This window comes from Listeria grandensis, assembly GCF_014322885.1.
Classification (GTDB): domain Bacteria; phylum Bacillota; class Bacilli; order Lactobacillales; family Listeriaceae; genus Listeria_A; species Listeria_A grandensis.
On record NZ_JAASUG010000006.1, the window covers coordinates 161,857 to 187,810 of the forward strand.

The window sequence follows — 25,954 nt, forward strand, 5'->3', positions numbered from 1 at the left end:
TCTCTACTATCCATTCTCAATCGCCCTATTTTTTAAACAGTAATTCCTTGATATCCCCAACTGGCATTTCTTCTCCAGTCCAAATTTCAAAAGCTTTCGCACCTTGCCACAACATCATTCCCAGGCCATTAACCGTTGTACACCCTGCCTCGTCTGCCATTTCCAACAAGCGCGTCTTCGCAGGGACATACACAACATCCGACACAATCAGTTCTGGACGTAGATAAGACACATCCGGTACAACACTTTGGCCAACAAGTGGTTCCATGCCAACCGAAGTCGCATTGACAAAAATAACACTAGCCATCATCTCATTCCGAAGCGCTTCCAAATCAGCTAAATCAAAAAGTTGCGCCTTACAATCTGTTTTGGCATTAATGTCACGCACCATCTGTTCTCCTCGATTGTAAAATTCGTCTTTCCTATTAAAAATCGAGATTTCCTCTACACCATCAAGTGCCGCCTGGATACAAATCGCTGTAGCAGCACCACCAGCACCTGCAATCGTCATTTTCTTACCGATAATATCAACCTTTGCTTCCTCAAGCGCCCGCATATATCCCGTTCCATCCGTAATATGCCCTGTCAAAACACCATTATCATTCACAACGGTATTCACCGCACCCGCAAGTTCGGCAGCAGGAGATAGCTTATCCAAATATTCCTTCACCAACACCTTATTCGGCATCGTCACATTACAACCCCGAATCCCCATTGCCCGATATCCCTTCATAACATCGGCTAGCTGCTCGGTTCCAACATCAAACGCCAAATAAACATAGTCCAATCCTAACTTGGAAAATGCTTCATTATGCATTTTTGGTGATAAACTGTGAGAAATCGGCGTACCTAACAACCCAATTAACTTCGTCTTCCCTGAAATCCGCTCTGTCATACTTAAAAAACACCCTTCCTAATTTATGTATCCATACTATTCTTTTATCAGCAAAATCAGTAAATTCATCCAACCTCACAATCATACCAGAAATAGACTCCCTTTTTCCAGTCAATTTATTTATTCACATCCAGAAAAATATTCTCATAGCTCATTCAAACACCAACTATCCATTCTTCCATCTCATTATATCCGACTGTAGCTATTTAAACAAGAAAGCTTCCCAACTATTCTCTCACCTCGCACAACCACAAAAAAGACCTATCGAATAACAACGATAAGTCTTTTTAGCATATGTAAGATCGTGAATAAGGGTTACCCCTTGATTCACAACAAAAAAAAGCCTGCGTTCCTCCTCGCCACCGCGAAGAGGAAACACACAGAGCTAGACAGAGGCGGCGAACCGCTCTATCATAACACTCCACTTGCTTTAAACACATGAATTATACTAATTCAATGATAACCATTGGTGCACCGTCGCCGCGACGAGGACCTTTTTTCAAGATACGAGTATATCCGCCTTGACGTTCCGCGTAACGTGGAGCAACATCATCAAATAATTTTTGTAAAGCGTAAACTGGACGATTTTTTGTCACAGTGTTACCATCTTTATCTTTCACTTCTTTTTGTACCACGTTAACAACTTCGTGACGTACAAAGGCAGCTGCTTGACGACGAGAATGCAAATCTCCTTTTTTACCAGAAGTGATCAGTTTTTCAACGATTGAACGGATCTCTTTAGCTTTCGCTTCAGTTGTTTCGATACGTTCGAAAACGATTAAATCAGTCGCTAGATCACGTAGCAATGCTTTACGTTGCGATTTAGTACGACCTAATTTTCTGTAACCCATGGATTTCCCTCCTTCACAAAGTAAAAATTAATTTTCGTTTCGTAAACCTAAGCCAAGGTCAGACAGTTTCACTTTAACTTCTTCTAGAGATTTACGACCCAAGTTACGAACTTTCATCATATCATCCTCAGATTTGTCAGCTAATTCCTGTACTGTATTGATTCCAGCGCGTTTCAAGCAGTTGTAAGAACGAACAGATAAGTCTAATTCTTCAATTGTCATTTCAAGCACTTTCTCTTTATGGCTTTCTTCTTTTTCGATCATGATTTCTGCTTTTTGGGCTTCATCTGTTAAGTCAACAAAAATATTCAAATGCTCTGTAAGAATTTTTGCTCCCAAGGAAACAGCTTCTTCAGGGCTGATACTTCCGTCTGTCAAAACATCAAAAGTAAGCTTATCATAATTTGTGGATTGTCCAACACGTGTTGTTTCCACTTGATAGTTAACGCGGATAACCGGGCTAAAAATCGAGTCAACTGGTAACACACCGATTGGCATATTCTCACGTTTATTTTGATCCGCAGGTGTATAACCACGACCACGAGCCGCGTTTAAGCGAACATGGAATTTTGCGTTATCGCTAAGAGTGGCAATGTGAAGATCTGGATTTAGAATTTCAACATCACTATCATAGTTAATATCGCCAGCAGTTACAACGCCAGGACCTTGCATATCAATTTCCAAAGTTTTATCATCTTCGGCATACACTTTAAGTGCAAGTTTCTTGATATTTAAAATCATGCTTGTTACATCTTCTACTACACCTTCTATTACAGAAAACTCATGTAACGCTCCATCGATTTGGATAGATGTCACTGCAGCACCAGGAAGAGAAGATAACAGAATACGACGTAAGGAGTTACCCAAAGTTGTACCATATCCACGCTCTAGTGGCTCTACAACAAATTTTCCATACTTGGCATCATCGCTGATCTCAATCGTCTCGATTTTCGGTTTTTCAATTTCGATCATTCAAATTTACCCTCCTTCAAAACGTCTCTTTGGCTAAGATCCTTATGAAGAATCTCGTGACAATAGTTCAAAGTTGCGAACAAAATACGACTACTTAGACACGACGACGTTTTGGAGGACGACATCCGTTATGAGGAACTGGAGTCACATCTTTAATAGCAGTTACATCTAGACCAGCAGCTTGAAGAGCACGAATCGCAGCTTCACGTCCTGCACCAGGTCCTTTAACTGTTACTTCCAAAGTTTTCAAGCCATGTTCTTGCGCAGCTTTTGCACATGTTTCAGCAGCTAATTGCGCCGCGAAAGGAGTCGATTTACGAGATCCTTTGAAACCAAGAGAGCCTGCACTTGACCATGCTACCGCATTACCGTGAGTGTCAGTAATCGTTACAATTGTATTATTGAATGTAGAACGAATGTGTGCAATACCAGCTTCGATATTCTTTTTCACACGACGTTTACGAGTATTTGTTTTACGAGCCATTCACTAACTACCTCCTTTACTTACTAATAATTATTTCTTCTTACCTGCGACCGTTTTTAATGGGCCTTTACGAGTACGTGCGTTGTTCTTCGTGTTTTGTCCACGAACTGGTAGACCACGACGATGACGCATGCCACGATAAGAACCGATTTCGATCAAACGTTTGATATTCAAGTTCACTTCACGACGAAGATCACCCTCAACCTTAATTTTATCAACTAGTTCACGGATTTTACCAAGTTCTTCTTCAGTCAAATCACGAGTACGAGTATTTTCAGAAACTCCTGCTTCTTTTAATACATCTTTAGCCGTTTGGTTACCGATACCATAGATGTAAGTCAAAGATATTACGATACGCTTTTCGCGCGGAACATCAACACCTGCAATACGTGCCATTTATAAAAGCACCTCCTCTTATCCTTGTTTTTGTTTATGTTTCGGATTTTCACAAATTACCATTACTTTACCTTTTCTGCGAATAACTTTACATTTCTCACAGATTGGTTTTACTGATGGTCTTACTTTCATGTAGATATACCTCCTTGTTTACTAGAGAAAATGTCTCTATAAACCGATTGAAAAACAGCTGGCGAACCAGACCGGTATATAATTTCATTTCCGAGTCAATTATTATTTAAAACGGTAAGTGATTCTGCCACGTGTTAAGTCATACGGGGAAAGTTCCACCGTTACTTTATCACCTGGTAAAATACGAATATAGTGCATACGGATTTTGCCAGAAACTGTAGCTAAAACAGTATGACCATTTTCTAGTACAACTTTGAACATCGCGTTAGGCAATGTGTCTTCCACTGTACCTTCCACTTCGATTACATCTTCTTTTGCCATAAGTTGCTACCTCCTTACTTCTTCTAACTGGACCATTTACAGGTCTGCCATTTCTTTTCGCGTAAAATTTTATTACATGAAAAAACGCTAGACATACCAAAATCGTTCCCCACGACAAGGAATTAATTTTATACATCTTCAGACAATCGGTAAAAGTACGGTCCCGCAAAAATGGAAGTACAAGTGCATCTGGCCCTTACGAACGCCTTCATATCACTATTTCCAGTAGCATTCCTATTTATCCAGATGATCTTCAGACAATCTCTCGTTCATCATGTTTCGCATAGTTGTTACTCATTCGCACTGCCAATTACCCATTATACTACAAAACAAAACATTTTGCACCACATAGGTACCGACTGTGAATAAGCGATGATCTCATTAAAATGAAGCGAGAATCTTATCTACGTCTTCGAACACGACATCAATATCTTGCTCTCCATTTACCGCAAATAATGTTCCTTTTTCACCATAAAAATCTAATAATGGTTGGGTTTGTTTGATATTAACATTTAGGCGATTTTCCACAGTTTCTGCTTTATCGTCTTCGCGTTGGTAAAGTGTATCACCATCGATGTCACAAATCCCCGCTTGTTTCGGAGGATTGAAAACTTCGTGATACGTTTTACCACATGTCGGACAAATGAAGCGACCGGTTAGACGTTTCATCAGACTGCTTTTATCTACTTGAATGTTAACAACAGCATCAAGCTTTGTTCCGAGGTCCGAAAGAATTTTCTCAAGTTCCTCAGCCTGCTCAACGGTACGTGGAAATCCATCAAGCAAGAAACCATTCTTAGCATCATCTTCGGCTAAGCGTTCACGAACGATACCGTTTGTCACATCATCAGGTACCAAATTACCGCTATCCATGAAGGATTTGGCTTTTAGTCCTAATTCCGTGCCATTTTTTATTGCTGCGCGGAACATATCCCCAGTTGAAATGTGAGGAATATTGTATTTCGCAACAATTTTTTCAGCTTGCGTACCCTTACCGGCACCGGGCAGTCCCATTAACACTAGTTTCAACTGTATCGCCCCTTTATTAGGTAGCACGTTGGGACTTCCGAGGGTTGATCCTCAGCCGACCCACGTGTTTATTTGATAAATCCTCGATAATTTCGTTTCACAAGTTGTCCTTCTAATTGTTTTGTTGTATCCAGGGCAACCCCGATAACAATCAGCAAGCTCGTACCACCGATGGCAACAGATTGCGGAAGATCGAATACAGACGCTCCGATTGTAGGCATGATTGCAACTACAGAAAGGAAGATCGCACCAACAAAAGTTAGACGATAAAGCACACTCGTAAGATACGCTTGTGTTTCACGACCAGGACGTTTACTTGGAATATACCCACCTTGTTTCTTCAAGTTATCTGCAACTTTCTCAGGGTTCACTTGGATAAACGCATAGAAGTAAGTAAATGCGATAATCAAGGCAACATATAGACACATACCAATCGGTTGCGTATAGTCAAAAATTTGTTTTAAGACTTTTACAACTTGACTGGATGAATCAACGAAGGCAAAGCTCAAAATAGTTTGCGGTGTAATGATAAATGCACTTGCAAAGATTACCGGTATAACCCCAGCAGAGTTAAGTTTCAGCGGTAAATGTGTTGCTTGTGCCCCACCAGTTTTTGCACCAGCGACACGTTTTGAGTATTGAATTGGAATCTTACGCAATGCTTGTTGGAAGTAAATAACGAGCACAATGATCGCTAAAACTGCCACAGCAATGGCGATAAGAATCAGGACGCGCATGAACAACTGATCACCAGCGTCTTCAATTTGTGATGCGTATAGAGAACGCAACCCATCTGGAATCTGTGCTACAATTCCAGCAAAGATAATAATAGAAATCCCATTACCAACGCCACTCACAGTAATTTGTTCACCTAGCCACATTAAGAACATTGTACCAGTAGTAAGAACAACTGCAATTGCCAGATATTGAGCGATGGAAGGATTCACAATGAAACCTGAACCACTCAATCTATTGAACCCAAATGCCATACCGAATGCTTCGACAAGCCCTAGTCCAATCGTTAAGTAACGCGTCAATTGATTTGATTTCTTACGTCCCATCTCACCTTGCTTGGACCACTCAGTAAGTTTTGGCACAACATCCATTTGTAACAATTGCACAATAATCGATGCAGTGATGTATGGCATTACGCCCATCGCAAAGATCGAGAAATTCTTCAGTGCACCACCGTTGAAAGTGTTCAAGAATCCAAGAATTCCTGATTCCATCGATTTTTGGATAGCTGCTGCGTCCACTCCCGGTACAGGAATAAATGTTCCGATACGGAAAATGACAAGCATAGCTAACGTAAACATGATTTTCTTACGAATATCAGCAACTTTGAAAAAATTGATCAACGTCGAAAACATTAGATCACCTCAGTTTTTCCACCAGCAGCCTCTATAGCCTCTTTAGCAGCCGATGAGAATTTGTTAGCTTTCACTGTAAGTTTTTTCTCGATTGCACCGTTAGACAAAATCTTAATTCCGGATTTTGCGTTACGAACGATACCTGTTTCAATTAATAATTCAGGTGTTACTTCTGTACCTTCTTCAAAGCGATTTAAAACATCAATGTTCACAACAGCATACTCTTTGCGGTTGATGTTTGTGAAACCACGTTTTGGAATACGACGGAACAATGGTAATTGTCCACCTTCGAAGCCTAGGCGTACACCGCCACCTGAACGTGCTTTTTGACCTTTGTGACCGCGTCCTGATGTTTTACCGTTACCAGAACTCATACCACGACCAACACGATTACGCTCTTTACGAGAACCTTCTGCAGGTTTAAGTTCGTGAAGTTTCATGTCAAGCACCTCCTCCTAATTTACGATTTTATTCATTTTAAAATTCATTAATAGCTTAAACTTCTTTAACGTCCACTAAATGACTAACTTTAGTGATCATCCCACGAATTGCAGGATTATCTTCTTTTACAACAACAGAATTAGTTTTTCCCAAGCCTAGAGCTTGAACTGTTTTGCGTTGTGGTTGAGGGCGTCCGATTAAGCTACGTTTTAGAGTAATTTCTAATTTCGCCATAACGTTTATTCCCTCCTTATCCTAGTAATTCTTCAACTGTTTTGCCGCGTAATTTCGCAACATCTTCAGCTTTTTTAAGTTGTTTGATACCGTCGAATGTAGCGCGAACCATGTTGATTGGTGTGTTAGAACCTAGTGATTTACTAGACACATCAGCAACACCGGCAAGCTCAAGGACAGCACGAACTGGACCACCAGCAGTTACACCAGAACCGGCGCTTGCAGGTTTTAGGAGAATTTCTCCACCACCAAAATGACCGATTGCTGTGTGTGGGATTGTAGTGTCAACAGTTGGTACGAAGATCATATTCTTCTTAGCATCGTCAATTGCTTTACGGATCGCATCTGGAACTTCTTGCGCTTTACCAGTACCGAATCCAACATGACCGTTTTTATCTCCAACGACTACGAGCGCTGAAAAACGGAAACGACGACCACCCTTAACTACTTTCGCAACACGGTTGATAGTAACTACGCGTTCTTCTAATTCTAATTTGTTTCCATCGATTTGTTGAGGCATGTAAGTTGTCCCTCCTTCTTATTAAAATTCCAATCCATTTTCACGAGCAGATTCAGCTAAAGCTTTTACACGACCATGATACAAATAACCACCGCGGTCAAATACAACAGCTTTAACGCCTTTTTCTGTAGCGCGTTTTGCAACGATTTCGCCTACTTTTGTAGCTGCGTCAACTTTGGACTCAGCTTTAGGGAAATCTTTATCTACGTTAGATGCGCTAGCGATTGTTACACCGTTAACATCATCAATAAGTTGAGCATAAATGTTCTTGTTTGAACGGAATACGTTCAAGCGTGGACGGGCTGCTGTTCCAGAAATCTTAGAACGAACACGACCATGTCTTTTTTTACGCACTTTATTTTTGTCGATTTTGGTAATCACACGACTCACCTCTTCTCTTAGCTTTATGCGGCATTATTTACCGGTTTTACCTTCTTTACGACGTACAAATTCGCCTTCGTAACGGATACCTTTACCTTTGTAAGGCTCTGGTGGACGTACAGAACGGATATTTGCAGCCAATTCGCCAACGTGTTCTTTGTTAATACCGCGCACGATAACTTTCGTGTTTGCTGGTACTTCCACTTCAACACCTGGACGAGCTTCGAATTCTACTGGATGCGAGTAACCTACGTTTAAAACAAGAGTAGTACCTTGTTTTGCAGCACGGTAACCGACACCAATAAGCTCAAGAGTTTTTTCGTAGCCTTCAGATACGCCGACAATCATGTTATTTAAAATAGCACGTGTCGTACCATGAAGCGCACGGTGTGTTTTATTGTCAGAAGGACGAGTCACATTGATCTCGCTTCCTTCGATATTGATTGAGATATCTGGGTTAAAAGTTTTTACTAATTCACCTTTAGGGCCCTTAACAGTTGCTGTTGAACCATCTAATGTTACAGTAACACCAGCTGGGATAACAATTGTTTTTTTACCTATACGGGACATTTATTGCACCTCCTTGTGATTTTCTGTTCTTACCAAACGTATGCTAGAACTTCTCCGCCCACTTGTTTCGCGCGAGCTTCTTTGTCAGTTAACAAACCTTGAGAAGTAGATACAATTGCAATACCTAAACCGTTAAGTACTTTTGGTACCTCATCAGCTTTAGCGTAAACACGAAGACCTGGCTTACTGATACGCTTAAGTCCAGTAATTACACGCTCGTTAGCTGCACCATATTTAAGGAAAACACGGATTGTACCTTGTTTATCATCTTGAATATATTCAACATCACGTACGAAACCTTCTCTTTTAAGGATTTCAGCGACTTCTTTTTTGATTTTTGAAGCAGGAACTTCTAACTTATCGTGACGTACCATATTGGCGTTACGAATACGAGTTAGAAAATCTGCGATAGGATCTGTCATCACCATGAAAAATTTACCTCCTTCCCATTATTGGGTTTTTACCAGCTTGCTTTTCTGACGCCGGGAATTTGTCCTTTATAGGCAAGTTCACGGAAGCAGATACGGCATAGTTTAAATTTGCGAATAACGGAATGTGGACGACCACAACGTTCACAACGAGTGTAAGCTTGAACAGGATGTTTCGGTGTGCGTTTTTGCTTCGCGATCATTGATTTTTTAGCCACGTTTGCGCCTCCCTACTTATTTATTGATTACCATTTGGATTACTTTTGAAAAGGCATTCCAACATGTGTCAGTAATTCTTTTGACTCTTCATCGGATTTAGCTGTAGTAACGATTACTACGTCCATTCCGCGAACTTTACTTACTTTATCGTAATCAATTTCAGGGAAAATTAATTGCTCTCTAACACCTAGCGTGTAGTTACCGCGACCGTCGAAGGCTTTTTTAGAAACCCCACGGAAGTCACGAACACGTGGTAGGGAAACAGTAATTAATTTGTCTAAGAAATCATACATGCGATCTCCACGTAGCGTTACTTTCGCACCGATTGGCATTCCTTCACGAAGACGGAAACCAGCGATTGAATTTTTCGCTTTTGTGATTACAGGTTTTTGACCAGTGATTAGAGCTAACTCTTCCACTGCACTATCCAAAACTTTCGCATTTGCTGTTGCGTCACCAACACCAGTGTTGATTACGATTTTATCGATTTTTGGTACCTCCATTACGGAGTCATAATTGAATTTGCTCATTAAAGCAGGAACAATTTCCTTAAGATATCTATCTTTAAGGCGATTCATGTAATATTCCCTCCTTCCTCAAATACTTTTTATTTAGTTGCGTCTTTAATAACTTCACCGGATTTTTTAGCTACGCGTACTTTTTTACCGTCCTTGATTTCATAGTTCACACGAGTTGGTTCACCAGTTTTAGGATCGATAAGCATTACGTTAGATACGTGAATCGGTGCTTCAACATTTAAAATTCCACCTTGCGGGTTAACGTTTGATGGTTTTGTATGTTTTTTAACCATGTTAAGTCCTTCAACGATCACGCGGTCCTTTTTAGGGAAAGCAGCGATGATTTTGCCGGATTTACCTTTATCTTTACCAGTAATAACTTGAACTTTATCACCTTTTTTGACATGCATTGGGTCTAGCACCTCCTTGATTTTGAAACTACTGTATTTTAAAGAACTTCTGGAGCTAAAGAAACGATCTTCATAAAGTTGCTTTCACGAAGTTCGCGTGCAACAGGTCCAAAAATACGTGTTCCACGAGGACTTTTATCGTCACGGATTATTACACATGCATTTTCATCAAATTTGATGTAAGAACCATCTTGACGACGTGCTCCACTCTTAGTACGAACGATAACCGCTCTAACTACTTCACCTTTTTTGACAACGCCACCTGGTGTTGCTTGTTTAACAGTACACACGATTACGTCGCCAATGTTCGCAGTTTTGCGTCCTGATCCGCCTAGTACTTTAATTGTCAATACTTCACGAGCACCAGAGTTATCAGCCACTTTCAAACGACTTTCTTGTTGAATCATTAGGACACCCTCCTTCCAGATAAACAATCGGGAAATTTATTTTTCCTATTAAAACTTATATTATTACGGTTCACGATTTAAACTACTACAGCTTCTTCAACAACTTCTAGTAAGCGGAAACGTTTAGTCGCCGATAATGGACGAGTTTCAGCAATACGTACTAAGTCGCCTGCTTTAGCTACATTATTTTCATCATGAGCTTTGAATTTCTTAGAATACTTCACGCGCTTGCCATAAAGCGAGTGTTTCTTATACGTTTCAACAACGACAGTGATTGTTTTATCCATTTTGTCGGATACAACACGTCCTGTATAGACTTTACGTTGGTTACGTTCAGACATGTATTAAAACCTCCTCCTGAATTAATTTTAGGCAAGTTCTCTTTCACGAACGATTGTTTTCATACGTGCGATCGCTTTACGTACTTCACGAATACGTGCAGTGTTTTCCAATTGGCCAGTAGCTAATTGAAAGCGCAAGTTGAAAAGCTCTTCTTTTAGAGATTTTTCTTTATCTTGAATTTCAGTAGTGGACAATTCACGGATATCAGTTGCTTTCATTTGCTTCACCACCAATTTCTTCGCGTTTCACGATTTTTGTTTTAACAGGTAATTTATGTGCTGCAAGACGTAATGCTTCACGCGCTACTTCTTCAGGAACACCTGCGATTTCAAACATAATTTTGCCACGTTTAACTGGGCTTACCCAACCTTCCGGAGCACCTTTACCTTTACCCATCCGAACGCCGATTGGCTTAGAAGTGTAAGATTTATGAGGGAAAATTTTAATCCAAACTTTACCGCCACGTTTCATGTAACGAGTCATTGCAATACGGGCAGCTTCGATTTGACGGTTAGTGATCCATGAAGCATCAACTGCTTGAAGACCATACTCACCAAATGCTACTTCTGTTCCGCCTTTTGCACGTCCACGCATGTTACCACGGAACTCACGACGGTATTTTACACGTTTTGGAACTAACATTATTATTTTCCTCCTTCCACATTTGTTTTCTTCGTAGGAAGGACTTCACCACGGTAGATCCAGACTTTAACGCCTAGTTTACCATATGTTGTGTCAGCTTCTTCCCATGCGTAATCGATATCGGCACGCAATGTATGAAGAGGTACTGTTCCTTCGCTGTAATGTTCCGCACGAGCGATATCTGCTCCACCTAGACGGCCGGAAACTTGAGTTTTGATACCTTTAGCGCCTGCACGCATTGTACGTTGGATTGCTTGTTTTTGTGCACGTCGGAAAGACACACGGTTTTCCAATTGACGAGCAATGCCTTCAGCAACCAATTTAGCGTCAAGGTCAGCTCTTTTAATTTCTACAATATTGATATGAACTCGTTTACCTGTAAGTTCATTTAGGTTCTTACGTAATGATTCAACCTCAGATCCACCTTTACCGATAACCATACCTGGTTTAGCAGTGTGGATAGTGATGTTTACACGGCTTGCCGCACGTTCGATTTCAATACGTGATACAGAAGCATCTGATAAGTTTTTCGCGATATATTCACGGATACGTAAATCTTCATGTAAGAAGTTCGCGTATTCTTTACCAGCATACCATTTTGAATCCCAATCACGGATGATACCGACACGCATACCTATTGGATGTATTTTTTGGCCCACGAATTATCCCTCCTCGATTTCAGATACCACGACTGTGATGTGGCTTGTACGTTTATTAATTGCACTTGCGCGTCCCATAGCACGTGGACGGAAGCGTTTCAATGTTGGACCTTCGTCAACGAATGCCTCAGAAATTACTAAGTTATTTACATCTAAATCATAATTATGCTCAGCGTTTGCGATTGCTGATTTTAAAACTTTCTCGATAACCGGAGAAGCTGCTTTTGGAGTAAGTTTTAAAATAGCAACGGCTTCACCGACTTGCTTACCACGTACTAGATCCATTACGAGTCTAACTTTACGAGGAGCAATACGAACAGTTTTTGCAACGGCTTTTGCAGTTGTCATCAGGATATCCTCCTCTCAATTAACGTCTTGTTTTTTTATCGTCGCCCGCATGACCGCGGTACGTACGAGTTGGTGCGAATTCACCTAATTTATGTCCTACCATATCTTCTTGGATATAGACTGGAACGTGTTTGCGACCGTCATATACAGCAATCGTTTGTCCAACGAATACTGGGAAAATCGTTGAGCGACGAGACCAAGTTTTAATAACTTGTTTCTTTTCGCTTGCATCAGCTGCCTCAACTTTTTTCATCAAATGATCATCTACAAAAGGTCCTTTTTTCAAGCTACGACCCATGTCGGAACCTCCCTTCGCATAGTCAGGAATCGGAAAGCTTGTGCTTGTCCGTCCCTGCTACCTATAAATTCGTCAAAATTACAAATCCAATTATTTTTTCTTACGACGACGTACGATAAATTTATCGGAGTTATTGTTTTTCTTACGAGTTTTGTAACCAAGTGTTGGTTTACCCCAAGGAGACATTGGTGATTTACGTCCGATTGGTGCTTTACCTTCACCACCACCGTGTGGGTGATCATTCGGGTTCATTACAGATCCACGAACTGTTGGGCGTTTACCCATCCAACGTGAACGACCTGCTTTACCAATGTTGATAAGTTCGTGTTGTTCGTTACCAACTTGGCCAATAGTAGCACGGCAAGTAGAAAGAATCATGCGAACCTCACCAGAGTTAAGACGGATAAGTACATATTTACCTTCTTTACCAAGTACTTGAGCACTTGTTCCAGCTGAACGTACTAATTGTCCACCTTTACCAGGTTTCATTTCGATATTGTGAATAACAGTACCCACTGGAATATCTTTAAGTTCTAGTGCGTTACCAACTTTGATATCCGCCTCTGAACCTGAATAAATTGTTTGGCCTACTTCTAAGCCTTTTGCTGCGATGATGTAGCGTTTTTCTCCATCAACGTAGTGAATTAATGCGATGTTAGCAGAACGGTTAGGATCATATTCGATCGTAGCAACGCGTCCTGGAATACCATCTTTATTACGTTTGAAATCGATCACGCGGTATTGACGTTTGTGTCCTCCACCGTGATGACGAACAGTTAACTTACCTTGGTTATTACGACCAGCCTTCTTTTTCAGAGGACGTAGTAAAGCTTTTTCTGGAGTACTTGTAGTAATCTCAGCAAAATCTGAACTCGTCATGTGACGACGGCCGTTTGTGGTAGGTTTATACTTTTTAATCGCCATTGTATTCCCTCCTCTATTTGTTCAATTCCCTAGAAGTATTAAACTTCGAAAAATTGGATTTCTTTGCTATCGGCAGTAAGTGTCACGATAGCTTTACGACGCTTGTTTGTATAGCCAGCGTAACGGCCCATACGTTTCAATTTACCTTTGTAGTTCATTACGTTTACTTTCGCAACTTTCACTTCGAAAATTTCTTCGATAGCTTTCTTAACGTGCGTTTTAGTAGCGCGTGTATCAACTTCAAACGTATATTTCTTATCATCTAAAACACTTGTTGATTGTTCCGTGATAACCGGGCGCTTAATGATGTCGCGTGCATCCATTATGCAAGCACCTCCTCTACTTGTTCAAGAGCTGCTTTCGTGATAATTAACTTATCATGTTTAGCAACATCTAGTACTGAGATACTTTGAGCTGGAATAACTTTAATGCCTTGTAAGTTACGTGCAGATAATTCTACATTCTCACTTTCATCGGCTACTACTACCAATGCTTTTGTATCTACAGAGATATTCTTAAGGAAAGCCGTGAATTCTTTAGTCTTAGGAGCAGAGAAAGTTAAACCTTCTAATACTACTAGGCTCTCTTCTTTTACTTTAGAAGAAAGGATCGATTTGATCGCTAAACGACGAACTTTCTTAGGTAATTTGTAAGCATAGCTACGTGGTGTTGGGCCGAATACGACTCCACCTCCACGCCATTGTGGGGAACGAATCGAACCTTGACGGGCACGACCTGTACCTTTTTGGCGCCATGGTTTACGTCCACCGCCGCGTACTTCTGAGCGGCCTTTTACTTTATGAGTTCCTTGACGTAAGGAAGCTCGTTGACTCAAAATTACATCAACAACCACTTTTTCATTTGGTTCAATACCGAAAATAGTATCGTTAAGTGTAATTTCGCCAGCATTTGTTCCATCTTGTTTCAATAAAGCTACGTTGGGCATTTGTTAGTCCTCCTTTCCAATAAATTATCTTGATTTGTTTGCCGTTTTGATTTGGATCAATGCTTTTTTAGCTCCTGGTACGTTACCTTTAACTAAAAGAACATTTTTTTCTACGTCTACTTTGACGATTTCTAGGTTTTGGATAGTGATCTGATCTCCACCCATACGACCTGGAAGTAATTTATTTTTGAATACACGGTTAGGCGCTACAGGACCCATTGAACCCGGGCGACGATGGTAACGCGATCCGTGGGCCATTGGTCCACGAGATTGTCCGTGGCGTTTGATAACACCTTGGAATCCTTTACCTTTCGATACGCCTGTCGCGTCGACGATGTCACCTTCAGCGAATACGTCTACTTTAATTTCTCCACCAATTTCATACTCGTCTAAGTTTACATCGCGTAATTCGCGAATGAAGCGCTTAGGAGTAGTATTGGCTTTTTCTACATGACCTTTTTCGGGTTTGTTTGACAATTTTTCGCGTTTATCCTCGAAACCGATTTGAATTGCTTCATATCCGTCCGTATCAACCGTTTTCTTTTGAAGTACTACGTTAGCACCTGCTTCGATTACTGTTACTGGAATAAGTTCGCCGTTTTCAGTGAAAACTTGTGTCATCCCTACTTTTCTACCTAAGATTCCTTTGGTCATGAGTCACACCTCCTGTTTAGTTAATTTTTTATTTATAGTTTGATTTCGATGTCCACACCGCTTGGTAAGTCTAAACGCATAAGGCTATCAACAGTTTGTGGTGTTGGATTAACGATATCGATTAAACGTTTGTGTGTACGCATTTCGAATTGCTCACGTGAATCTTTGTATTTATGAACCGCACGCAAGATTGTGTAGATTGACTTCTCTGTTGGAAGTGGAATCGGACCAGATACAGAAGCACCAGAACGTTTCGCAGTTTCTACAATTTTCTCAGCCGATTGATCCAAGATACGGTGATCATACGCTTTTAAACGAATACGAATTTTTTGTTTTGCCATTATTTTCCCTCCTTCTCGCCTACTTTTAAAATAGACATTCTCCGTGAAAATCTCCTGGACACTCGCCATGGCAAAGCGGCCGGGTGTGTCAGCAACCTCTCACTTCATCACATCTACAGCCCCAACTAGTGGGGGTGTTGCACGAAATAGACAGAGCAATGCCTGTTCATTTGCACTTTATCTATTATACACGTCCGACCTAGTAATTTCAACGATTTTGTGAAAAAAGTTTTGCGAGGCTTATAATGCGCTAGAATAAGGTTTTTGAGGAATCAAAAAAGGCGCAAAATCGGCTTATTGATTTTGCGCCTTCGGATCATGATATTCGGAGCGTCACGAGCGCTGTGGTCAACGCGACAAGTACGCACGCCGCCACTAGATCGCACCAATGCCAATGCAGGATTCGGAATCTCGTTCTTTTTTTGTCACCTTGATAGCCTCTTGCTTCCATTGCATCCGCCAAATCTTCCGCTCGGTTGAAAGAACTAACGAATAGCGGAATGAAAATCGGAACGACTACTTTCATTTGTTCAAATAAGTTCCCTTCGCCAAAATCGACACCTCTTGCTCGTTGGGCTTTCATGATTTTATCAGTTTCTTCCATTAAAGTTGGGATAAAGCGCAACGCTACCGAAATCATAAGCGCGATATCTTGGACTGGCATCTTGAGAATTTTGAATGGTCGTAGTATGTAAGCAATGGCGTCTGTTAGATCCATAGGCGTCGTTGTGAGCGTGATGACCGTCGACATGAAGATAATCAAGACAAACCGGACAAAGACGTATACACCATTAATTAAGCCAAATGAGGAGATCGCGAATGGTCCCCAACTAAAAAAAATAGTCCCGCCGCTCGTAAACAAGGCTTGCAGTAACACAGTGAACAGAATGAGCCAAATCAACGGCTTTACACCTTTAATAAAAAAACGGTAGGAGATTCCGGTAAGGGCAATGACTAAAAATGTGAATAGTGTCAGCAACACATAGCTTTGCCAGTTGTTGGCTAGGAACAGAATCCCAATAAAATAAAAACCAGCAATCAATTTCGTTCTTGCGTCTAAGCGATGAATGAGGGATTCCCCCGGCATGAAACGGCCAAATATTAATTTATCAATCATCGGAAAATCCCTCTTTTCTCATTATATATATTTTAAGATTAAACTAGCCACCAGAAAAATGACCAGCGCACTATTTGTTGCCACGAAGTTTTTGATCGAGATAACAAACGTTTTTGCCTTCACTTGTTCGGCGTTGAATTTCTGTAAATTTTTAAATACCGGGATGATCGCAATGAGCGTTAGTAGCATGATCGGACTTAGGAAGCCAACAATGACCGACGCGACGATCGCGGCAAACGAAGCGTAGTAAAGCGCATTAAACAGGATGACTGCGTATTTTTTACTGATGTAGTATGGCAGTGTATAGCGGTGATTGCGGATATCCTCGTCCAAATCGCATATGTTGTTGGCTAGCATGATGTTGGCGATGGTGAAAATACACGGCAAGGACACAACGGCGATCCGAATTATTTCGAGCAAATTCACCTTCACGGTAACCCACTCGCCCGACCAAATCAAATTTGCGATTCCCGCATCGTAAGCATTCACATAGATCGCTAGAAAAACAATACCAAACCCCATCGTCACACCTGAGAAAATCTCCCCGAGAGGCATCCGCGATAACGGCACTGGTCCAAACGTATATAAAATCCCGATGCAAAAACAGATAAAGCCAGCCAGCAGTACTAGCAAATCGGTTTCGACAACCAGCCAAACACCGAGGCCAGTCGCGATGAAGAACATCAGAAAAATAGTGATGATCACCGTTTTCTCTGAGATTTGTTCTTGCCCAATGACATTGCTCGTCGTTCGGTAATCATAATCATGGTTATTCGTCGCCTTCCGGTAATCCATATAGTTATTAATTGCCGTTGTCGTTAAATCAAATATCAACATCGATCCAAAGAAAATCAGCGTATTTTTCCAATTAAATAGATCGTATTGATAAACCGCGAACAAGGTTCCAATAATAAAAGGAAAAACACTAGCGATCTTCGTCTGGATTTCTACCAATTTCAAAAATGCTGGTATCGACACGTGGGACACTCCTTTTTAATTCGCTAATTCGAAATTCTTGTCCGTGATTTTGAACTTCCCTTTTAGACCTGATGTGATGTATACTTTTTTCTCTTTACTTACAAAAATGGCTTCGACGCCTTTATACGTTTCGATGAAGTCCATGCCGCCTTGGACACCTTTCGAGAATGTCGCAGTGGACAGCCCGTCACCGTCAATTGATTTTTCGGAAACAATAGATACGCCTGCAATATCGTTATCAAATGGATAGCCAGTTTTCGGATCTAGTAAATGGTGGTATTTAACGCCGTCCACTTCAAGGAAACGTTCATAGATACCTGATGTTACAATCGATTTGTTCGCTTCCGGGATCGTTCCAATGACTGTACCGCGTGATTGGAATGGATCTTGAATTCCTACTACCCAATCCCCGCCTTTTGGACTGTCACCTTTCACGATGATATTTCCACCAAGGTCAATGATGGCCGTGGTCACTTTGTTGTCATCGAGAACTTTAGCCACTTCGTCTGCAATATAACCTTTTGCAATCGCGCCTAAATCAAGCTCCATTCCCTTTTCTTCTAGGTAGACTGTTTTTTTCTCGTCGTCTAACTTCACTTTTTTGTAGTCAATCAGAGGTAAAGCCGCATCGATCTCTGCTTGGCTTGGTTTTCTAGCATCATCAAAACCGATATGCCATAAGGAAGTAAGCGGACCGATTGTAATATCAAAACTCCCACCCGAACTCTCACTATATTTCAGACCTTCTTTAATAAGGTAAAACACGTCATCGTTTACTTTGACAGGGTTTTGGCCCGCTGCAAGATTCACCTTGTCCACTTCTGATGTTTTACCGCTATCACTCGTTGTAATTTGTTTATCTAATTCTTTAATTCGGTCAAAGGCTTTCAGAAGCACGTCCTCTTTACCTTTATCATAAATTTTCACGACATTAATTGTGCCCATTAGAAAATCCGTTTTTGTATAGGGTTGGGATAATATTTCAGGATTATCTCCTTCTGATGCAGTACTTTTTTTCGAATCATCGCTGCCACAAGCCGTTACGAGAACTGCTAAAAGTACAAGCGTGATTAACATATAAAATTTCTTCATTTCGATGGCACCTTTCGGATTTGGAATTAGAGTGTAATACAGCGGACTTTTTGTCGCACAGGCTGTAGAAAAACCGCTTTACATGATATTTCTCCAAACTTCAGCGTGTCGACAAATGCTTAGTTTCTAGGCAAAAGTGAGTACCGGCGCGGCGCGTACTAGAGTACGTGAGCACTGAACGAGCTTTTAACGACGAAAACGAGTGTTTGTCGACACGCTGAAGCGGACTTTTTGTCGCTATTTTAATGTATCGGTGATTGGGTGCATTGTCAAGAAAGTGTCACGCCTTTCATTCGAACAACCCAAACAAAAAGACTCCAGAGTTTTCGCTCTGAAGCCCTGATTTACTACTTATTTCGTTACTTATTCAGCATCTACTTGGTTATACACTTTGATCATATCTGTGTTACCAGATTGAGCGGCATTATAAAGTTGCGCTGCATAGATTTTGAATGCGTTAGATGATTCTGTTGCGCCTGTAACTACTGCAACGTCTGCAGGATTTTGTTTGCTTACTAGAGCTGAGTTAAGCGCAGGAATGTATTCTTGTGGGCCTGTGCCAGTTTTTGATTTCATGTTTTTCTCATAGTCAGCGTCGTCTGTTTTCTTCTTGCCGTCTTTGTCTACGTAGTTGTAATCAGATGTTGTGATCTTGCCATCTTTTACTTCCATATTGAATACTGCACGGTAGTTGTGCGCGTAATTTTGTTCTTCTAATGAATATTTACCGTCTTCTAATTTCGCACCATTGTTGATTTCAATTGTCGCTGTGTCTGCACGTTGCGCCGCTTGGATCAATTGGTTAGAGTAGTTGACAAACGTGTCAGATGAATGTGTTGCACCAGTTACAACTTGTACGTCTGCTGCTGCTTGTTTAGCAACTAGAGAATCATTCAAAGCTGGGATGTATTCTTGTGGACCCGTACCAGTCTTTGCTTTCATGTTTTTCTCATAGTCTGCGTCATCTGTTTTTAGTTTGCCATCTTTATTTTTGTAGTTGTAATCAGATTTCGTGATTTTGTTGCCATCAACGGTGATTGTCATGAAACCTTTCCAACCTTTATCGTCGTAGTTCTTTTCTTGTAATTTGTAAGTGCCATCTGTCATTGTGCCATCTGTTTTGGCATCCGCTGTCTTCGTATCCGACTGCTTGCTATCACTAGACTTGCTGTCGCTACTATTGTCATTCCCACATGCTACTAACAACATACTTGAGGCCATTACAGCCGTCAGGGCCATTACCAACTTTTTCTTCTTCATAAAATTGCTCCCACCTTTTAAAATATTACTTGTGATAACATGAACAATGGAATTGACACGAAACCAACAAGCTCACCTTAATTCCACTTAAATATAACATTATTGTCTCAATTTGTCTACACTCAGCGTGTGGGAATAAAAAATCGGAAATTTTCAGAAAGCGATTTCTTTCTTGGCTAGCAATCCTTTTATTGAAATCTCACCACTCAAATGACGTTTATTGTCATCCGAGCACTTTACATGACAAGGATACGTTTGTTTCTTATTTTTTGAGGGTAAAGACCCTAGACAGCCTTTGTTCTATCTGTTAAACTGAGTTAGGTTATTACTATAATGTTTTAGAACGCAGGACTTATAATTTTTGTGAATATACTTACAAGGAGTTGAGAAAGCATATGCCTGAAAAGAATATTGTTTTAATAGGGGCGGGATATGCAGGTGTACATGCGGCTAAGAAATTAGCGAAAAAGTACAAGAGAGACGAATCAGTAACCATCACGTTGATTGATAGACATTCCTATCATACGATGATGACTGAGTTGCACGAAGTAGCTGGGGGACGTGTTGAACCAACGGCAATACAGTACGATTTGCGTCATTTGTTTAATCGCACGAAAGTGAAATTAGTGACGGACAACGTAACGCACGTTGATCACGAAACCAAGACGGTAACGACGGAGAATGGTAGCTATCCATTTGATTACCTCGTTCTTGGTATGGGTGGCGAGCCTAATGACTTCGGAACACCTGGTGTTGGTGAACATGGATTCACGCTTTGGTCTTGGGAAAACGCGGTTAAGTTGCGCGAACATATCGAAACGGTGGTTCATGATGCTTCCGAGGAACAAGATGTAGCGAAACGCAAAGCCATGCTTACTTTTGCTATTTGTGGTTCTGGTTTTACCGGAATCGAAATGGTTGGGGAATTGCTTGACTGGAAAACGCGTCTTGCGAAAGATAACAAAGTCGACGTTTCTGAAATCGAATTAATTGTTGTCGAAGCTGCACCAACGATTCTGAACATGCTAGATCGTAAAGATGCTCAAAAAGCGGAAGACTTCATGTTGAAAAAAGGGATCAAGATTATGAAAGATGCTGCTATCGTTGAAGTTAAAGCGGAGAGCATCGTCTTGAAATCCGGCGACGAAATTCCGACACATACATTGATTTGGACTGCTGGTGTCCGTGCGAATTCTGATACGAAAGATTACGGTATGGAAACTGCGCGTGCCGGTCGTTTGAAAGTCAACGAATATATGGAAGCTGAGAAATTCGAAAACACATACGTTATCGGTGACTTGGCTTATTACGAAGAGGAAGAAGGCAAACCAACTCCTCAAATCGTCGAAGCTGCTGAGCAAACTGGTATGACTGCTGCGAAAAGCATCATTTCTGAAATCAGCGGTACCCAAAAAGAAGCATACAACGGTAAGTATCACGGTGTCATGGTTTCCATCGGTTCGAAATACGGTGTCGCTAACCTAGGCGGATTGCGCTTGCACGGGTGGTTCGCGATTTTCATGAAACATATGGTTAACCTTTACTACTTCTTCGGAATCCGTAGTGGTTATTATATGGCACAATACGTTTCCCATGAATTTTTCCATATTAGAGATAACCGGAATATCTTCCGCGGTTGGACTTCTCGTTACGGTAACGTACTTTGGACATTGCCGCTTCGTATTTATGTCGGTTGGTTCTGGGTTGACGAGGCTCTTTCTAAGATTTACGGTGAAACGACGTGGGATAAAGTTAGCCTGACGAACTTGAAACCGTTATTCCAAGGACTCGGACCTGATTCATGGTTAACTGCGACAACTTCAAAAATGCCATTTGATTGGTTGCAAACTGCGGCAACATCTGGTGCATCACAAGCGGCCGGCGATGCTGCTGGCGACGCGGCAACAAACGTAACAACACCAATTCTCAGCCATATGCCTGGTTGGTTTGAATGGATTATGAAATTAGTTATGCCAAATCTTGATGTAGCCCTTTTCATGCAAAAAGTCGTTCCGTTTGTAGAACTTGCAATCGGTCTTGCGCTTGTTGTTGGTCTATTCACTTGGTTAGCTAGTATCGGAAGCGCTGGATTCCTAGTAATGTTCACACTATGCGCTATGCTTGGTTGGGACAAATTCTGGGCGTTGCCGGCTTCGATTGCTTTACTAAATGGTGCTGGACGTACATTTGGTTTAGATTATTGGGCTATGCCTTGGTTACAAAAACATCTTGGGCGCTGGTGGTACGGTAAAGAAAGTTCCATCTACCGCGACAAGTAATTTTATACGATTGAGACTCATTAGCGAAAGGCAGCCCAAAACTGCCTTTCGCTATAAATTTTTGAGCTAGTGTATTACAATGAAGATAAAGTTAGTTAGAGGGGGAAAAGAAACGTGAAGGAATACTTACATATGGTGAAGCGTTGGGACGTCATTATTGTTGTGCTCTTGACCGTGCTTTCTTTTTTGCCTCTAGCTATTTTTACATACGCAAAAGCACAAGAACCCAAACCCGCGCCTGGTTCAGAGTCGAAGTTGGTCGCAGTGATTAAAGTCGATGGCAACGAGTATAAGCGTGTTGATTTGACGGGGCATACAGGCACCGATACGTTTAAAGTGACGACGGATGATGGCGATTATAACGAAATCGAAGTGAAAGGCGAACGGATTCGGATTAGCGCAGCTGATTGTAATGACCAAGTCTGCGTCCGTGTTGGCGCGATCGGGAAACTCGGTGAGACGATTGTTTGTTTACCGCACAAGGTCGTGATTGAAGTTCAGTCTACAACTGGCGAAACAGAGCCTGATGATGGGATTGTTATTCCGTCCTAGCATGATTTTTGGAAAACAGGAGGTGTGTATATGACGAAGAATAAGCGTTTAGTTTATATTGCTTTACTAGCGGCTCAGGCGGTTGTCATTAGCTTGTTGGAACGCGCGATTCCCTTTCCATTTGCCTTCGCGCCTGGTGCTAAGCTCGGTTTGGCGAATATTATTACGTGTATTTCCTTGTACACACTATCCACGAAAGATGCTTTTATGATTGTATGCATCCGGCTTGTCTTGGCAACATTACTCGGCGGAACGATTTCAACGTTTATGTACAGTGCGGCCGGAGCGATTTTGAGTTTTGGCGGTATGTGGCTCGTGAAGAAACTGGGGCCTAAGCGTGTCAGCATTATCGGCGTCAGCACAACTGGCGGAATTCTACATAATGTCGGCCAACTCGTGATTGCAAGTTGGATCGCTGGCAGTTGGAATGTCATGCTATACTTGCCTGTCCTCTCGTTTATCGGTATACTATCAGGGATTGCGGTCGGAATCGCGGCCAATTATTTAATTAAAAATGTACAGACGTTACGTGCTTTTAATAAAACGAACGAACCTATTCAAAACTAAGCGAAATGAGGATGAATTATGCAACTTCACCCGATGTGGGACGCCTATCCAAATCTGCAAACCGATTTGAAAGATGTACTCACAACTATCGAAAAAAGTATCCAAATTAGGGATAAGCAAGTCGAGCAAAACGTAAAGGCGTTGATTCACGCTGGCGGAAAACTGTTGCGTCCAGCATACGCTTTACTCGCAGCACAAGTCGGGCCAGATTACGATCGCGACCGCGCTATCGCTGTTGCCGGTGCCTTGGAAGTTCTACATATGGCGACGCTTATTCACGATGACGTCGTCGATGATGCCCCGACAAGGCGTGGTATTCCAACCATTCATTCCAAATACGGTCGCAATTATGCGGTCTACACGGGTGACTATCTTTTTTGCATTTGTTTCAAAATCCTATCAAGTCATGCTAACTCTATTGAGAATATCGAGTTTAACAGCAAAAATATCGAGAAGATCTTGATGGGAGAACTGGATCAGATGCGGATGCGCTATGACATAAACGTAACGGTGCGCCAATATTTATCACGAATATCAGGCAAAACTGCGCAGCTCTTTGCATTAAGTACCTTTTCAGGCGTGTCCCAAAGTAAAGCAAACCGTTCTCAAGCCCGCAATGCTTGGAATATCGGACATTATCTGGGGATGGCTTTCCAAATTATCGATGATGTACTGGATTACACGAGTTCCAATGGTGGTCTTGGAAAACCAGTTTTAAACGACGTCAAACAAGGCGTCTACACTCTCCCGCTCATCTATGCGATGCAAAAACGCCACTCTGAATTCCGACCACTACTCGAAAAAGAACTCGACATGTCAGATGCCGATCTCGAAAACCTGCTTGACTTAATAACAAAATATAAAGGTGTAGAACAAGCATTCACGCTCGCTGATAAGTACACCAAAAAAGCTCTACGCGAAATCAAGAAGCTCCCCGCTGGTGCTTATCGCGATCAAATGTACGAACTGACTTCCTCTATTTTAAAAAGAGACATCTAATCCTAACTGGGTGACGTATCTCTTTTTCTAGATTAAACACCATAAAAAAAATCCGAGCCCCTAAAAAGGAGTTCGGATTTTTAAATGGAAATTATTTAGAGATAGTCGCTACTACTCCAGCGCCTACAGTACGTCCACCCTCACGGATAGAGAATTTAGTACCTTCTTCAATCGCAACTGGTGCGATTAGTTCAACAGAAACCTCAACGTTATCGCCAGGCATAACCATTTCAGTACCTTCTGGAAGTGTAACAATACCTGTTACGTCAGTAGTACGGAAATAGAATTGTGGACGGTAGTTGTTGAAGAATGGAGTGTGACGTCCACCTTCTTCTTTTGATAAAACATACGTTTCAGCTTTAAAAGAAGTATGTGGAGTGATCGAACCTGGCTTAGCTAATACTTGGCCACGTTGGATATCTTCACGAGCTACACCACGTAAAAGTGCACCAATGTTATCGCCTGCTTCAGCGTAATCAAGTAACTTACGGAACATTTCTACTCCAGTTACAACGATTTTCTTAGTTTCTTCAACAAGACCGATAACTTCAACTTCGTCACCGACTTTAACTTGTCCACGTTCTACACGACCTGTAGCAACTGTTCCACGACCAGTGATTGAGAATACATCCTCAACTGGCATCATGAATGGTTTGTCAGTGTCACGAGTTGGAGTTGGGATATAGCTATCCACAGCGTCCATAAGTTCGTTAACTTTTTCTTCCCATTCCGGCTCACCTTGAAGAGCTTTAAGAGCAGAACCTTTGATTACTGGAATATCGTCGCCAGGGAATTCGTATTCCGTTAATAGATCACGGATTTCCATTTCAACTAATTCTAGTAATTCTTCGTCATCTACCATGTCACATTTGTTCATGAAGACAACAAGGTAAGGAACACCAACTTGACGTGAAAGCAAGATGTGCTCACGAGTTTGTGGCATTGGACCATCAGCAGCAGATACTACTAAGATACCACCATCCATTTGCGCAGCACCAGTGATCATGTTTTTAACATAATCGGCATGTCCTGGGCAATCTACGTGTGCGTAGTGACGGTTTTCAGTTTCATACTCAACGTGAGCAGTAGAGATTGTGATACCACGTTCTCTTTCTTCTGGAGCACCATCGATTTGGTCGTATGCAGAAGCTTCTGCAAAACCTTTTTTAGATAGTACAGTAGTGATTGCAGCTGTTAAAGTAGTTTTACCATGATCGACGTGTCCGATAGTACCAACGTTAACATGGGGTTTTGAGCGGTCAAATTTTTCTTTAGCCATTTTAATATTTCCTCCTTAATGTTTAAAAAAATTATTGATAACACGCGGAATATGAATCTGCGCGAATCTCGTTACTTGTAGTTATACAGGATTTAGAGC

The 25,954-nt window shown here is 41.4% G+C and carries 39 protein-coding genes; 4 read left to right on the forward strand and 35 right to left on the reverse strand.

The genetic code is table 11. The features are described 5' to 3' along the window. Positions 1-25: 25 nt before the first annotated feature. The 34 genes from HCJ54_RS09850 to pplA form a co-directional block, all read right to left on the reverse strand. Positions 26-895: a shikimate dehydrogenase gene (locus HCJ54_RS09850; RefSeq protein ID WP_187137524.1), complete on the reverse strand. Its 870-nt coding sequence runs from the start codon at positions 893-895 to the stop codon at positions 26-28. Positions 896-1,338: 443 nt separating this feature from the next. Further along, positions 1,339-1,746, reverse strand: a complete 408-nt coding sequence (gene rplQ, locus HCJ54_RS09855; protein ID WP_036065525.1) for a 50S ribosomal protein L17 — start codon at positions 1,744-1,746, stop codon at positions 1,339-1,341. 27 nt (positions 1,747-1,773) lie between these two features. Then, positions 1,774-2,718: a DNA-directed RNA polymerase subunit alpha gene (locus HCJ54_RS09860; protein ID WP_036060308.1), complete on the reverse strand. Its 945-nt coding sequence runs from the start codon at positions 2,716-2,718 to the stop codon at positions 1,774-1,776. Between the two features lie 94 nt (positions 2,719-2,812). After that, the gene (rpsK, locus tag HCJ54_RS09865) at positions 2,813-3,202 is read right to left on the reverse strand and encodes a 30S ribosomal protein S11 (protein WP_036065522.1); all 390 of its coding nucleotides are present in this window, start codon (positions 3,200-3,202) and stop codon (positions 2,813-2,815) included. 30 nt (positions 3,203-3,232) lie between these two features. Continuing rightward, a complete protein-coding gene (gene rpsM, locus HCJ54_RS09870; protein WP_036060303.1) occupies positions 3,233-3,598 on the reverse strand; it encodes a 30S ribosomal protein S13 in 366 nt (121 codons plus the stop codon). 18 nt (positions 3,599-3,616) lie between these two features. Continuing rightward, a complete protein-coding gene (gene rpmJ / locus HCJ54_RS09875) occupies positions 3,617-3,730 on the reverse strand; it encodes a 50S ribosomal protein L36 (RefSeq protein ID WP_003156543.1) in 114 nt (37 codons plus the stop codon). 102 nt (positions 3,731-3,832) lie between these two features. Continuing rightward, on the reverse strand, positions 3,833-4,051 hold the full coding sequence (gene infA / locus HCJ54_RS09880; RefSeq protein ID WP_036060296.1) for a translation initiation factor IF-1: 219 nt from the start codon (positions 4,049-4,051) through the stop codon (positions 3,833-3,835). A gap of 381 nt (positions 4,052-4,432) precedes the next feature. Further along, complete coding sequence (locus HCJ54_RS09885; protein WP_187137525.1) at positions 4,433-5,080, reverse strand: adenylate kinase; 648 nt, start codon at positions 5,078-5,080, stop codon at positions 4,433-4,435. Between the two features lie 68 nt (positions 5,081-5,148). After that, complete coding sequence (gene secY / locus HCJ54_RS09890; RefSeq protein WP_185409891.1) at positions 5,149-6,450, reverse strand: preprotein translocase subunit SecY; 1,302 nt, start codon at positions 6,448-6,450, stop codon at positions 5,149-5,151. Beyond that, positions 6,450-6,890 (reverse strand): 50S ribosomal protein L15, encoded by a 441-nt coding sequence (gene rplO, locus HCJ54_RS09895; protein ID WP_036065517.1) that lies wholly within the window; start codon positions 6,888-6,890, stop codon positions 6,450-6,452. The genes secY and rplO overlap by 1 nt, the downstream gene beginning before the upstream one ends. A 55-nt stretch (positions 6,891-6,945) precedes the next feature. After that, on the reverse strand, positions 6,946-7,125 hold the full coding sequence (rpmD, locus tag HCJ54_RS09900; RefSeq protein ID WP_003720933.1) for a 50S ribosomal protein L30: 180 nt from the start codon (positions 7,123-7,125) through the stop codon (positions 6,946-6,948). Positions 7,126-7,141: 16 nt separating this feature from the next. Continuing rightward, the gene (rpsE, locus tag HCJ54_RS09905) at positions 7,142-7,645 is read right to left on the reverse strand and encodes a 30S ribosomal protein S5 (RefSeq protein WP_036060286.1); all 504 of its coding nucleotides are present in this window, start codon (positions 7,643-7,645) and stop codon (positions 7,142-7,144) included. A 21-nt stretch (positions 7,646-7,666) separates the two neighbouring features. Next, on the reverse strand, positions 7,667-8,026 hold the full coding sequence (rplR, locus tag HCJ54_RS09910) for a 50S ribosomal protein L18 (protein ID WP_036065516.1): 360 nt from the start codon (positions 8,024-8,026) through the stop codon (positions 7,667-7,669). 33 nt (positions 8,027-8,059) lie between these two features. Next, positions 8,060-8,596 (reverse strand): 50S ribosomal protein L6, encoded by a 537-nt coding sequence (gene rplF, locus HCJ54_RS09915; RefSeq protein ID WP_187137526.1) that lies wholly within the window; start codon positions 8,594-8,596, stop codon positions 8,060-8,062. A gap of 29 nt (positions 8,597-8,625) precedes the next feature. After that, positions 8,626-9,024, reverse strand: coding sequence for a 30S ribosomal protein S8 (rpsH, locus tag HCJ54_RS09920; protein ID WP_036065514.1), 399 nt, complete (start codon positions 9,022-9,024; stop codon positions 8,626-8,628). A 32-nt stretch (positions 9,025-9,056) separates the two neighbouring features. Further along, complete coding sequence (locus HCJ54_RS09925; protein ID WP_036065511.1) at positions 9,057-9,242, reverse strand: type Z 30S ribosomal protein S14; 186 nt, start codon at positions 9,240-9,242, stop codon at positions 9,057-9,059. Between the two features lie 39 nt (positions 9,243-9,281). Next, complete coding sequence (gene rplE, locus HCJ54_RS09930; RefSeq protein ID WP_036065509.1) at positions 9,282-9,821, reverse strand: 50S ribosomal protein L5; 540 nt, start codon at positions 9,819-9,821, stop codon at positions 9,282-9,284. A 29-nt stretch (positions 9,822-9,850) separates the two neighbouring features. Continuing rightward, a complete protein-coding gene (gene rplX, locus HCJ54_RS09935; RefSeq protein WP_036065507.1) occupies positions 9,851-10,171 on the reverse strand; it encodes a 50S ribosomal protein L24 in 321 nt (106 codons plus the stop codon). A gap of 38 nt (positions 10,172-10,209) precedes the next feature. Next, on the reverse strand, positions 10,210-10,578 hold the full coding sequence (gene rplN / locus HCJ54_RS09940; RefSeq protein ID WP_036060275.1) for a 50S ribosomal protein L14: 369 nt from the start codon (positions 10,576-10,578) through the stop codon (positions 10,210-10,212). Between the two features lie 77 nt (positions 10,579-10,655). Next, a complete protein-coding gene (rpsQ, locus tag HCJ54_RS09945; RefSeq protein WP_036060273.1) occupies positions 10,656-10,919 on the reverse strand; it encodes a 30S ribosomal protein S17 in 264 nt (87 codons plus the stop codon). Between the two features lie 27 nt (positions 10,920-10,946). Next, positions 10,947-11,138, reverse strand: a complete 192-nt coding sequence (gene rpmC, locus HCJ54_RS09950; protein WP_036060270.1) for a 50S ribosomal protein L29 — start codon at positions 11,136-11,138, stop codon at positions 10,947-10,949. Continuing rightward, positions 11,125-11,562 carry a 50S ribosomal protein L16 gene (gene rplP / locus HCJ54_RS09955; RefSeq protein ID WP_036065506.1) on the reverse strand — a complete coding sequence of 146 codons (438 nt, stop codon included), beginning with the start codon at positions 11,560-11,562 and terminating at the stop codon, positions 11,125-11,127. Before rplP ends, rpmC begins: the two co-directional genes overlap by 14 nt. 2 nt (positions 11,563-11,564) lie before the next feature. Then, positions 11,565-12,221, reverse strand: coding sequence for a 30S ribosomal protein S3 (gene rpsC / locus HCJ54_RS09960; RefSeq protein ID WP_185409889.1), 657 nt, complete (start codon positions 12,219-12,221; stop codon positions 11,565-11,567). A gap of 3 nt (positions 12,222-12,224) precedes the next feature. After that, entirely contained in the window at positions 12,225-12,569 is a 345-nt protein-coding gene (gene rplV / locus HCJ54_RS09965; protein WP_036065504.1) for a 50S ribosomal protein L22, read from the reverse strand. A gap of 19 nt (positions 12,570-12,588) precedes the next feature. Continuing rightward, on the reverse strand, positions 12,589-12,867 hold the full coding sequence (gene rpsS / locus HCJ54_RS09970; protein ID WP_036065502.1) for a 30S ribosomal protein S19: 279 nt from the start codon (positions 12,865-12,867) through the stop codon (positions 12,589-12,591). 90 nt (positions 12,868-12,957) lie between these two features. Continuing rightward, positions 12,958-13,791 carry a 50S ribosomal protein L2 gene (gene rplB, locus HCJ54_RS09975; protein WP_036060259.1) on the reverse strand — a complete coding sequence of 278 codons (834 nt, stop codon included), beginning with the start codon at positions 13,789-13,791 and terminating at the stop codon, positions 12,958-12,960. Positions 13,792-13,829: 38 nt separating this feature from the next. Further along, positions 13,830-14,114, reverse strand: coding sequence for a 50S ribosomal protein L23 (gene rplW, locus HCJ54_RS09980; protein ID WP_036065501.1), 285 nt, complete (start codon positions 14,112-14,114; stop codon positions 13,830-13,832). Continuing rightward, positions 14,114-14,737: a 50S ribosomal protein L4 gene (gene rplD, locus HCJ54_RS09985; protein ID WP_036065500.1), complete on the reverse strand. Its 624-nt coding sequence runs from the start codon at positions 14,735-14,737 to the stop codon at positions 14,114-14,116. The genes rplW and rplD overlap by 1 nt, the downstream gene beginning before the upstream one ends. 24 nt (positions 14,738-14,761) lie before the next feature. Further along, positions 14,762-15,391 (reverse strand): 50S ribosomal protein L3, encoded by a 630-nt coding sequence (rplC, locus tag HCJ54_RS09990; RefSeq protein ID WP_036065499.1) that lies wholly within the window; start codon positions 15,389-15,391, stop codon positions 14,762-14,764. 32 nt (positions 15,392-15,423) lie between these two features. Continuing rightward, complete coding sequence (rpsJ, locus tag HCJ54_RS09995; protein ID WP_036065498.1) at positions 15,424-15,732, reverse strand: 30S ribosomal protein S10; 309 nt, start codon at positions 15,730-15,732, stop codon at positions 15,424-15,426. Between the two features lie 316 nt (positions 15,733-16,048). Then, positions 16,049-16,849, reverse strand: a complete 801-nt coding sequence (gene fmnA, locus HCJ54_RS10000; protein ID WP_036065495.1) for an FAD export ECF transporter transmembrane subunit FmnA — start codon at positions 16,847-16,849, stop codon at positions 16,049-16,051. Between the two features lie 21 nt (positions 16,850-16,870). Continuing rightward, positions 16,871-17,827: a 1,4-dihydroxy-2-naphthoate polyprenyltransferase gene (gene menA, locus HCJ54_RS10005; RefSeq protein WP_187137527.1), complete on the reverse strand. Its 957-nt coding sequence runs from the start codon at positions 17,825-17,827 to the stop codon at positions 16,871-16,873. 15 nt (positions 17,828-17,842) lie between these two features. Beyond that, entirely contained in the window at positions 17,843-18,919 is a 1,077-nt protein-coding gene (locus HCJ54_RS10010) for an FAD:protein FMN transferase (RefSeq protein ID WP_187137528.1), read from the reverse strand. 363 nt (positions 18,920-19,282) lie between these two features. Continuing rightward, positions 19,283-20,179 (reverse strand): extracellular electron transfer flavoprotein PplA, encoded by an 897-nt coding sequence (pplA, locus tag HCJ54_RS10015; RefSeq protein WP_036065491.1) that lies wholly within the window; start codon positions 20,177-20,179, stop codon positions 19,283-19,285. Between the two features lie 395 nt (positions 20,180-20,574). On the opposite strand from pplA, the gene HCJ54_RS10020 reads away from it, so the two are divergent. From HCJ54_RS10020 to HCJ54_RS10035, 4 genes are all read left to right on the forward strand, one after another. Continuing rightward, positions 20,575-22,458, forward strand: a complete 1,884-nt coding sequence (locus HCJ54_RS10020; RefSeq protein WP_185409885.1) for an FAD-dependent oxidoreductase — start codon at positions 20,575-20,577, stop codon at positions 22,456-22,458. Positions 22,459-22,572: 114 nt separating this feature from the next. Then, positions 22,573-23,010, forward strand: a complete 438-nt coding sequence (locus HCJ54_RS10025) for a NusG domain II-containing protein (RefSeq protein ID WP_036065487.1) — start codon at positions 22,573-22,575, stop codon at positions 23,008-23,010. 30 nt (positions 23,011-23,040) lie between these two features. Further along, positions 23,041-23,577 (forward strand): flavinylation system FAD exporter subunit EetB, encoded by a 537-nt coding sequence (gene eetB / locus HCJ54_RS10030; RefSeq protein ID WP_036060247.1) that lies wholly within the window; start codon positions 23,041-23,043, stop codon positions 23,575-23,577. A gap of 18 nt (positions 23,578-23,595) precedes the next feature. Continuing rightward, complete coding sequence (locus HCJ54_RS10035; protein ID WP_187137529.1) at positions 23,596-24,576, forward strand: polyprenyl synthetase family protein; 981 nt, start codon at positions 23,596-23,598, stop codon at positions 24,574-24,576. Between the two features lie 91 nt (positions 24,577-24,667). Here the strand turns inward: HCJ54_RS10035 and tuf are convergent, their stop codons facing one another. Continuing rightward, complete coding sequence (gene tuf, locus HCJ54_RS10040; protein ID WP_185409882.1) at positions 24,668-25,855, reverse strand: elongation factor Tu; 1,188 nt, start codon at positions 25,853-25,855, stop codon at positions 24,668-24,670. Positions 25,856-25,954: the final 99 nt, after the last annotated feature.